Here is a 10,398-nt window from a genome sequence, read left to right as displayed (position 1 = left end):
CGTATTTCAGCTTATTTTTCGTATTTATGCATTATTTTGATGAATAATAGTTTGTAGTAGTTCTATATAACCAAGACCTGACACTCAAAATTTCAAATCAAGAAAAAGAACGACATGAGAACTCTCATGTCGTTCATCTCAAAATTTATATCTCATCATGTAATGTTCACGCCGCCACTTGCATACCCGACAACCGTATTCACAAGTGTGAGTCCGGCTGCCGTTGCCGAGAACACCAGCAGCAGACGTGTCTGTGCAGTCACAGGTATAGTTAATCCGGTTGTTATGCCATTGGAGATACTACCCAATGCAATAATACCGGTGAGTGGAGGTGCCAGTGTAACAACCGCCCCCGGAACCGCAGTAAATGCATTATCAGGAGTAGGTGAACTGAATAATTGCGCAGTGATGGTCACCGTTGAACCAACTAAGGCCAAGGCTGCTGTGGTACTGAAATAGGCAGCAATCGAAGTTATAACGCCATCCCGTGGGACAGAGAATGCAAAGTTAATGAGTGGTCCGACAATCGTTCCCGTTAAATCAATCGTGCCACCCAGAATGCTGACTCCTGTTGCAGAGCTGCCGAAACCGATAAGGCTTGTCGTTCCCACCAGTCCACCAAGAATCGTTGTTAATATGGCAGGCCCGCCAGAAGCAAACGGTATGATGGCGCCAGAACCCGTAGCCCCAGTAACACCGGTGCTGCCAGTTACTCCCGCAATCCCAGTTGCGCCGGTAGCCCCGGTTACCCCTGCAATTCCCGCTGCACCCGTATCTCCTGTCACACCCGTTGCCCCGGTAGCCCCTGTGACTCCCGCAAGTCCAGCTGCCCCGGTAGCCCCGGTGACTCCGGTGGCTCCTGCTACGCCAGGATCACCTGTTGCTCCTGTAACGCCCGCTGCCCCAACAGCTCCTGTACTCCCCGTTACACCTGTCGCTCCTGTTGCGCCACCTGCTGGGCCTGCCGCACCCGTTGCTCCAGTAACACCTGTCGCACCTGCTGGTCCCTGGGCACCAGCAGCTCCCGGTGTACCAGCTGGACCTACACCACCCTGAGAACCAGCAGCGCCAGCCGGGCCTTGTGGACCAGGTACGCCCTGAGGACCCGCAGGTCCTGCCGGACCTTGACTGCCTATGTTTCTAAGCCCTGTTGTGATAGCCAATTCGGTCGCCCGGATCAAAATGACCAGTTGATCTTTCTCAGCCGAATCGATATTCCCCTGTAAAATGACAGATAGGAGCACATCCAGCAATTGCTGCAAATTGGTTCCCACACTGATCGGAGAAAATGGAACGGCCTCTGCAGATACAATGGTAAGCTCCAAGATCGCTTCGAGATCTGCCTTGGTTCCCTTTTTCAAATCCGAGCAATGAACCAGAGCCAGTAATTTACGCAGTACCTCAATCAGAAGTGAAACATTGTGAGGCGTGGGATTGGCAAAAACCTGTACAATTGCTCCCTTCAACTCACCAATTAATTTGAGAAGGAATTCGGCTTCTTTGTCAAAACACTTATGATGGTGGTTATTGTGATGATGATTGTGGTGGTTATGATGGTGCTCGTGATGGTGTTCTTTGTGCTGCTCTTGGGGATGGTCACAGTCCTCAGCTTTTTTTTTCTTAAATCCGCTCCAACCATATCTGATGCGTTTCTTTGGTTTCATCTTTTTTGCAGATCCTCCTTAGTGAGTCTCAATCAATCCATTACAGGCGAACATCACTGGTTTGATGATATCAGTATATTAGCAAGCAAGAATTTCGTGATTATTATATAAGTAAATTTCCGAATTACAGTTTTCAGCTTGGAGGAGCCTCCATTATCATGAAGAGGATTTTGCATGGAAGTCAGCCTTATGTATAACCCAACCAAAAGAGCGCTATCCGATGAGTACAATACTCCTAGATGCGCCCTTTTTATATTTACAGTATTTAATTTATCTTTGTTGATTAGTCCAATTTAATTTTGAAAACAATAGGCGCATTACTTTTCACAGTTGTCGTTGTGATCATCAGTGCGTCCGCTGTTCTCTCCCATTTCGGTTGTTCCTCGTAACCAAGTACCTGAATATCTTGAATGCCCCCTTGAAAATGGTGAGAATTTTCCTTCAGGGATTTAATCTGCACCACCCCGTTATCTGGATAGGCAAGAACCGTGGCATACAGATCGCTTTCTTTTAACGTAAACCGTATATCTTCACTCGTAAATATCTTCGTATCCCCATCCGTGAATTGCCCTTCCTTCACCTCTGTCGGACCCTCGCCAAACGTACGCCAGAATGACGTGTCATAGATCGCTTCCCCATTCACTTCCAGCCACTTGCCAATGCTCAGCAAAATCTCACGATCTTCTTCCGGTATGCTGCCGTCTGCTTTGGGTCCAATGTTCAGCAGTAAATTTCCGTTTTTGCTTACAATATCGACGAGATCCCGAATGATCTCTTCAGCCGTTTTATAGTTATTATTTTCCGTATAACACCATGAGTTTTTAGCAACAGCTGTATCCGTTTGCCAAAAATAGGGCTTAAGCTCAGCGAACTGTCCCCGCTCCACATCCGGAACGGCACTACCAAACATGTAGGCCTCATGTTTATAATTGATAGCTACAGGCACGCCCCATTCTTCGCCTTTGTTATAATAATAGGCAGCAAATTTTTTAAGATAGGGTTTGAACGCAACCGTTTGAATCCACCAATCAAAATAAAAGACCTTTGGCTGATATTGATCGACCAGTTCACAGCAGCGAATCAACCAGTCCTCCAGATACTCCTCGGTTGGAGGTGAGTCATACAAGTCGAAGTGATCCTTGGGTTCAGGCATGGCAGGCCAATAGAAATCCCCACGCTCCAGAGGTTCCTTAATATCTGAATCAAACTCCTTCCCGTGAGACATGAAGAACCAGTGCTCGGCGCGGTGAGACGACACGCATAATGTCAGCCCCTGCTTCTCGTATGCAACCTTCATCTCACCGAGAAGATCCCGTTTGGGGCCCATTTCATATGTGTTATAGTGAGAGATAGAGCTTTTGTACATCTGAAAACCATCATGGTGCTCAGCCACAGGCATAACATATCTGGCTCCAGCCTGTTTGAATAACGTTGCCCATTCGTCTGCATCGAACTTCTCTGCACGAAACATCGGAATGAAGTCTTTATATCCAAAGTCCTTATGAGGTCCATACACCTCAAGGTGATGTTCATAAGCTTTGGTCCCTTGTATGTACATATTTCGCGAATACCATTCGCTATCATAGGCTGGTACAGAATATAGCCCCCAGTGAATGAATATGCCGAATTTCGCTTTTGGGTACCATTCGGGTACTTGGAAGGTGCTAAGCGAACTCCAGTTGTCCTTGAAATTACCGCTCTCAATCGTTGCTTCAATATGTTGCAAATATTCGTTTTTGTCCATGAGATGTTCTCATCCCTTCTGTTATTGTCTGTAGTTGTATTGTAGTGCTACGGCTGAAAGATAGACATGCAGAACACTAACTTTTAGATGGACAATAATAACCTTGTATGGAGATGAAAAGTATGAATCATCAAACTTTGCTTACGAACTACCTGTCCAATCTCCAAGTCGAATTATTCATGGTCAATTACAATCGGTGCGATACGGATTGGCGGGATCTGGATTACACGCCCGATTACAGCAAGTTTTATTTCATATGCGAAGGTGAAGGTTGGCTCAAAATTGGGGATGAGGAGTATTACCCTGCACCTAATCAACTTATTTTAATGCCAGAGGGGATCCAACAGTCCTACTCTGCCATTAATGACCGTCCTTTTCTCAAATATTGGTGTCACTTTAGCGCAAAGGTTGGGGGAATCAATCTGTTCCAAATTCTGAAATTCCCACACATCTGTACGATAGATCAACCTGAGTTGATTCAAGCAATCTTCAGCAGTATCCTTACATATGCAAAATCCGATGAAGTCTATGGCCATATGATGGCCAAGAGCAAACTAACCGAGCTACTGTCCCACTATATAATGAATCTGGATCTGGATCAGATCTCTTTTATTAACGTGCCTGTCATGGAGAAACTGTCCACCATTCTGGCTTATATTGATTCCAACATCGAAGAGAATATTTCGGTTCAGGATCTGGCCCAGATCGCCTACATGCATCCGAATTATTTCATTCGATTCTTCAAGCAGCAGATCGGTGTTCCTCCGATCCTCTATATTACTGGCAAAAAAATCGATAAGGCCAAGGAGTTGCTGGCCTGCACCCCGAACACAATAACCACCATCGCCGAGCATCTCGGTTTCAGTGATTTGTATTATTTCTCCAGACAGTTCAAAAAGCATACAGGGTTAACTCCAACGGAGTACCGCAAACAACAAACGGGACTTACAACGAAACATGGTCTATAAATAAACTCAAAGCAAAGAGAGAGTTCCCTCATTCGGAACTCCCTCCTATAGACTTGTTTCTGTTCGATTCATGCTGAGTTACTTTCTTGAGTTCTCTCAAATAAGCATAACCATAGTTTTGATCCGGCTCAAGATATGCCCCTTCCGCCCACTCATTCCAGGCATTAACAAAAAGATATTCACTTTTGTACAGCGTCCTCGCTCGTTCCATCTGTCTGGACAGATACAGCCCAAACTTCTCTGGGGTGGCCCCGAGCGTACTCTGTCCGTCAACACCTCTCCGCGGTGTATTATCCCAATTGACAAAAGCACCTGGATAAACAATTTCTCCGTTACGGTGTGGTGTTCGTTCGAGAATGGAGGACCATACCTTGTCGTAATTCACAGCAATATGCTGCTGTCCCTTGATATTCATTTCGATCCAGATTCCATTCATATGTCCATGTGCAAACGTATAATGCGGTTCAAATTCCATACTCGCATCAAAGATCTGACCATTAAATGTAGGGAATCCACCAATGGTCTGCACAAAATGAATCCCTTTCAGGCCATGCTTCAAAGCCAATTCACGCCAAAACTGAATCATTTCCTCACATTGCGGAATACTGGCTGGTCGATAGATCAGAAATAATGGCTTATCTTCCACTCGAATATATCGTTTGTCCTTAAATACTTTTACCAGATAATTAAAATGTTCTTCCCAATCCTCTCGATCCCCATAGTTCTGGGCCATGAGAACATCGGATTCTTGCCCATCCCATTTTCTTGTCCATGTCTCATTGGCCCAGGACAAGCAAAAAGGAAAATCAGGCTCCCCACTTTCCAAAATTTCATTCACTGGTTTTTCCAGCAAACGCTTGCCTTTGAACCAATAATGATAATAACAAAATCCATAAATGCCATGTTGTTTAGCCGTTTCCGCTTGCCAATTTCGTACATCTGGATCGGAAAGATCATAATATTTCCCCTGAAACGGCTGCTTAGGCTGATGATGACCCGAATATAAAGGCGTGGCTTTTCTTACATTGGTCCATTCAGTAAAACCGTCCCCCCACCATCGGTCGTTCTCCTCAATCCGGTGAAATTGGGGCAGATGCAGAGCAATTACCTTCAATCAGAACTCCTCCAATGCAGCAACTTGATGCAGCCTACGCTCCTGTGATTTTTGGGATGATTTATATGAAAATGATATCCAGCAGTCGCAATGTTTTTTGTAGATGGGATTGATTATATTTCATGTATGCCAGAGCATGGCTAGCGGCCAGTCTCCTTGCATCAACACTCTGCCAGTAATGTTCAAACTTCAGAGTGAGTTCTTCACAAGAGTTGTATTGTTGAAAGTTACTAAGGTCAATCCCGTTGCTCTGATTCACAGATGGTCCTATGAGCTGAAACGTCCCACATGCGGCAATTTCCATCACGTTTTTGATTGATTCGCCACGATGAATAACCAGTTTACTTCCGTTATATAACATCTGACGAGCTTCATTCGTATGAACAGGCTTGAAATCCCCGATCTGTGCCCAACCCTTTCCATCTACCCGAACCTTTTTGTTATCCAAAAGACCCGATTTGGCAACAGCGGTGACGATGCCATCCGATTCTGCATCCCCGATGATATAAACATCCGATTCGTACTCCGAGGGAACAGCTTGCGGACAGAATATATGTGGATCAGGCGGCATGAACAGTTCATGACTACCAGTGCTTCCCATATGATGCTGATCATCGCTTATTTGGGTTGAATGTTGTGTAAACACGTGATCAAAAATCGGTAGAATAGTTTCGCTTTGGTTCACATGTTGATCGGCAGACAACCAGATGGCCTTCTTCACGGTTGATGTCCTTAATGCTGTAATATTCTCATCCGGCAAGTTTTCTTCGCTTCCGATGACCATAATTAGGTCAACATCATTAGAAGACAAGCAGGCTGACACGGATTCGATATATTTAATCTCATTCACATTTCTCACGAGATGTTTCAGACTCTGTTCAATCAGGACGCAATGTGATGACATTTCTCGGTCATTACAAGGAGTGATAAGAAGCACATTTAACTCCTTATAGATCACTTTTGGTACTTCTCGGGTAGGTATGCTTCCCACCTGCATCATTTTCAGCCATTGCTGATTCAGTTCCAATTGCTGTACTTCCATATGTTTACGCATGGATTTGAGTTTCCTGTTCAGAACCACATTCATCTGTCTCAGGAATAACCGGTTCGCATCATGAACTGAACGTTTCTTTTTCGCGGACTTAACCTGCGTTCTTGACTTCTTTTGGATAACAAACCCTCCTGTTCCATGCGAAAACATTCTCTGCCTACAATATGCACGAAATAGTGTTTCGCTAACTCTTTATCTGCAAAAGGGGCTTTATCCCAAGTATATAATGTGTAGCCACCCGGATCATTCCAGATCTTGTCCTCATAGAATATAAGAATACTATATAGGAGATGATATCTTTGCCAACATTTGATAGCATCCTTGTCACCGGTAATCAGACCATTAACCAAGATCTGCAAGTTAATGGTAATCAAACCGTTGGTGTCGATCTAAACGTCAATGGCAGTCAGACCATAACAGGAAGCCTTCAAATCAACGCCAGCTCCTCGATTGTCAACCATTTGGGTGTAGGCGGAGTGATTGAAGCTGGAGATAGCGTTAAGGCCGCTACACAATTAATGGCACTTAATCAACCTACTCTTCCAGTCTCCCTCCCCGTTTTGCAACAATTCAGATATTACAATCCTGGTGTTGCAGGTCAACCCGGTCTGGTCTTAACAGGGACTGCTGGCAATCAATATATACTGTTCGTTGATGAAAGTAGCGGGACACCCCATCTCGCCATTCAACCCGTATAATATAACCCTGAATCAGATGAATTTCACCAAAAGAAGCGATATCCGAGTACATTCCGGATATCGCTTCTTTTGGTTTCTTTTCTGATGAAGCCTACTTATAACTCCATCTATTTATTAATCTGTGATCAATACGGACAAGACACTCTTGCTTTCCAGCTGGAACTTCATCAATACATCGTCGCGCAGCTTAACCTGTATGTTGCCCGTTTTCTCCCCATCATTGAAGAGGACTACAGCTACGGAACCATCGGCATTTTTAAAAGCCACAGAACAAATTCCATCATCACTGGATGTTGATTCGATCCGAACAGCCTTCGGGCGGATCACAGCACTGAAATGTGCCAGGGCATAATAATCAAGTGTATACGTAAGTTCCTTTGTTTGCTGATTCACCTGTACGATCCCACGACACGTACTGCGGCCAAATCCCGGAACGGTCGGCCCGTTGTTCTCATCAAGTGCCATATTCCAAAGTACAAAGGACTTGCTGTAATTGCGAAGAATCTGAATTCCCGTTCGCATCACATTCGAGAAGGCCTGTTCAAATGGCGGAATCCACTCTCCACCCGAACCTTCAGTGAAATGCACTTCTTTACCTGCAAAAGCTTCATAAACCTTCGTTTGAGCAGAAGCATCGCCCCCGTACCAATGCCAGGCTACACCATCCACTTCCTCTCCCGCTTGTTCAAGTACGGTCAGGGGATAGTCCGGTTGATCCCAGTTGTGATCGTAACAGAGAATCTTGGTTTGAATATCGTTTTGCACAAAGGCTGGTTTGAGATGGTTTTTGATAAAATCTGCTTGGGCCTCGGCTGGCATCAACATTCCGGGATAGTGCCCGGGTTCATAGAGCGCCTCATTCTGTGGTGTGATGGCATGGATCGGTAATCCATGCTTGCCATACGCTTGAATGTATTTCACGAAATATTCAGCATAAACGGGATACCATTCAGCCTTCAGCTGTCCGGTGATCATGGATCCGCTCGTTTTCATCCATCCCGGTGCACTCCATGGTGAAGCAAATAGCTTCAGTTCAGGGTTCAATGCCAACGCCTTTTGCGTTAAAGGAATAACGTCCCCTTCATCATGTGCAATACTAAATTGGGTTAATTCCGGGTCCGTCTGCTGTTCGGGCATATCGTTATAACTATATACCGTTCTCGCATAGTCCGAAGCCCCCATTGGATTACGGATGACTGACAGCCCAATCCCTTTCTCTGAATGGAACAGCCGGGTCATGACCTCATCACGCTGTTCCTCATTCAAGATTTGATTAATCAGATAGGCGGAAGAATCGGTAAAAGAAGCACCAAATCCGTCCATCTCCTGATACGTTAACTGATCATCCAGATGGATGGTCGTTGTCTCCTTATCAGCATCCAGTGGTTTCAATTGCTCCTGGGATAGAGATACGAACAACTCTTCTTCACCCGTGGATTTGTACATTTTAAATGTAGTCATAGGATTCTCCTTTGTATTTCTATTATTGAATTCCTAATTTCTCTTTGTTCAATTTCATCTTTTCACTGCGTACCTTCACAATCTCTTCCCAACGGTTCTCACCTAAAAATGACTTGTAAGAAGCCAGTGCATTGTCATACGAGGCATCATCCTTGGAACGTACCATACTGACCAGCGTTGTATTCCACTTCGTATTAATTGCTGACAACGCACGAGCTTCAGGTGTACCTTGATCCGGGCTAATATTCTCCAGAATGAAGTGTGGTTTTAGCTTGCCTTTGCCCCACTCCTGCATCTGTTTAATCGCTTCTGGAAAAGCATCTGCACTGAGTGCTTTGTGACGGTCATGACCAAAGAACATAAATTCACCCATCCGATAATCCTTTTTGAATTGATCCGCATTATTCAGTTGCATGTCTTTCACTGCTGGTAGCAGTTCTACACTACCGTCGGCTTTGGTTTGGTAGGTTTCCCCCTCGATCCCGTAATTCATAAGCGTCTGTCCTTCTTCACTCAGCAAATATGTGAATATCTGAATGGCCTTGGCCGGATCTTTACAGTCCTTGGAAATGAAATTGATCATCCACCCGGTTATTCCGGATTGATTCAATGTTGGTGCATTACCTTTGGTACTCTGCGGTCCATCGATAGCAACATATTCTTTGCCTGGATTGGCACTCATGTAGATTTGCAGATTTCCTCCTTGTTGAGGTGTACCGTCAAGCAGCATGGTCGCATATTTACCGGACTTCACTTTTTCCTCAAAAGCGGTTCCATCATCGGCAAAACTGTCATCACTGATATTGCCGTCTCTGTACACGGTGTTCAATGTTTTCAACCACGTGAGGTAATCTTCATCCAGATTACGATCATAGAATTCTCCATTCTCGTTCTCAAGCGGAACACCAATGAAGTCTTGCAACGTATCTCCGAGTGAACCCGTTCCTTCACCTACGGCATTAAAGCCGAATGGAATCAGCGCAGGGAACTTCTCCTTGATCTGTTTCATCACACTCTGGAATTCTTCTGGCGTTCCAATGATCGGACTACCCAAAGCTTCGTACACATCTTTACGAATGATAAATGCGGTTTTGGCTGGAATGTTACCACTATCATAATCCTCTTGCGTATTGGAATAGTTCGGGTATCCATAGGTTTTACCATCCGCCAATTGGAACCAGTTCAACGTATCGGCAGCAGCAACTTTATTGAAGTAAGGATCATATTTCTCGGCCAGATCATTCAGCGGCATAGCCCAGGTTGCAGCTTTTTGTACCACAGGAGAATTGGAGTCAAATACGGTCAGCAAGTCAGGCATATCTCCACCTGCGAAAAAGGTATTTAACTTGGTATCATCACCCGTGATGAATTTAATATTGATGTTCAGATCCTCTTTGATTTTTTTGGTAACAATGTCCTTGCCAAAATCAGTGTTCCACCAGTCAGCATTGACGTACCACGTCAGGTCTGTAGGCTCTTCCTTTTTATCCAACTGCCATGCCGGCTTTTCCGGGTCAACCGTATACCGATCTTCAATGGATACCCAGTTCCCTTCACTGGAGCCCCCCGATCCACCACTGCAACCTGTAATCATAAGTACGGCTGTGAGCAGTGTTGCGAGCAATTTAATCCCTTTTTTGCCTGATGCCTTATTCAATTTCAACATATTTTTGTTCCTCCTCAAAATGGGGTATTTGT

Annotated in this window: 8 protein-coding genes; 2 read left to right on the top strand and 6 right to left on the bottom strand. The window is 44.9% G+C overall.

Annotated features, from left to right (window positions below; translation table 11 throughout):
- Positions 1-155: 155 nt before the first annotated feature.
- A complete protein-coding gene (locus tag V6668_RS14080; RefSeq protein ID WP_338708735.1) occupies positions 156-1,664 on the bottom strand; it encodes an exosporium glycoprotein BclB-related protein in 1,509 nt (502 codons plus the stop codon).
- A 283-nt stretch (positions 1,665-1,947) separates the two neighbouring features.
- The gene (locus V6668_RS14075; RefSeq protein ID WP_076249439.1) at positions 1,948-3,408 is read right to left on the bottom strand and encodes an alpha-L-fucosidase; all 1,461 of its coding nucleotides are present in this window, start codon (positions 3,406-3,408) and stop codon (positions 1,948-1,950) included.
- 122 nt (positions 3,409-3,530) lie between these two features.
- Between V6668_RS14075 and V6668_RS14070 the strand changes: the two genes are divergently transcribed.
- A complete protein-coding gene (locus V6668_RS14070; RefSeq protein WP_076249440.1) occupies positions 3,531-4,376 on the top strand; it encodes an AraC family transcriptional regulator in 846 nt (281 codons plus the stop codon).
- Positions 4,377-4,404: 28 nt separating this feature from the next.
- Here the strand turns inward: V6668_RS14070 and V6668_RS14065 are convergent, their stop codons facing one another.
- Positions 4,405-5,490, bottom strand: a complete 1,086-nt coding sequence (locus V6668_RS14065) for a glycoside hydrolase family 99-like domain-containing protein (protein WP_076249441.1) — start codon at positions 5,488-5,490, stop codon at positions 4,405-4,407.
- A 61-nt stretch (positions 5,491-5,551) separates the two neighbouring features.
- Positions 5,552-6,544, bottom strand: coding sequence for a hypothetical protein (locus tag V6668_RS14060; RefSeq protein ID WP_143781410.1), 993 nt, complete (start codon positions 6,542-6,544; stop codon positions 5,552-5,554).
- Between the two features lie 287 nt (positions 6,545-6,831).
- On the opposite strand from V6668_RS14060, the gene V6668_RS14055 reads away from it, so the two are divergent.
- Complete coding sequence (locus V6668_RS14055; protein ID WP_235193806.1) at positions 6,832-7,239, top strand: hypothetical protein; 408 nt, start codon at positions 6,832-6,834, stop codon at positions 7,237-7,239.
- A gap of 114 nt (positions 7,240-7,353) precedes the next feature.
- Here the strand turns inward: V6668_RS14055 and V6668_RS14050 are convergent, their stop codons facing one another.
- Entirely contained in the window at positions 7,354-8,700 is a 1,347-nt protein-coding gene (locus tag V6668_RS14050) for a glycoside hydrolase family 30 protein (RefSeq protein ID WP_338708734.1), read from the bottom strand.
- 22 nt (positions 8,701-8,722) lie between these two features.
- The gene (locus V6668_RS14045) at positions 8,723-10,366 is read right to left on the bottom strand and encodes a sugar ABC transporter substrate-binding protein (RefSeq protein ID WP_338708733.1); all 1,644 of its coding nucleotides are present in this window, start codon (positions 10,364-10,366) and stop codon (positions 8,723-8,725) included.
- Between the last annotated feature and the right edge of the window lie 32 nt (positions 10,367-10,398).

Origin of the sequence: Paenibacillus amylolyticus (assembly GCF_036894225.1) — a bacterium.
Taxonomy (GTDB): domain Bacteria; phylum Bacillota; class Bacilli; order Paenibacillales; family Paenibacillaceae; genus Paenibacillus; species Paenibacillus amylolyticus.
This window is presented reverse-complemented; position numbering and strand designations above follow the sequence as displayed.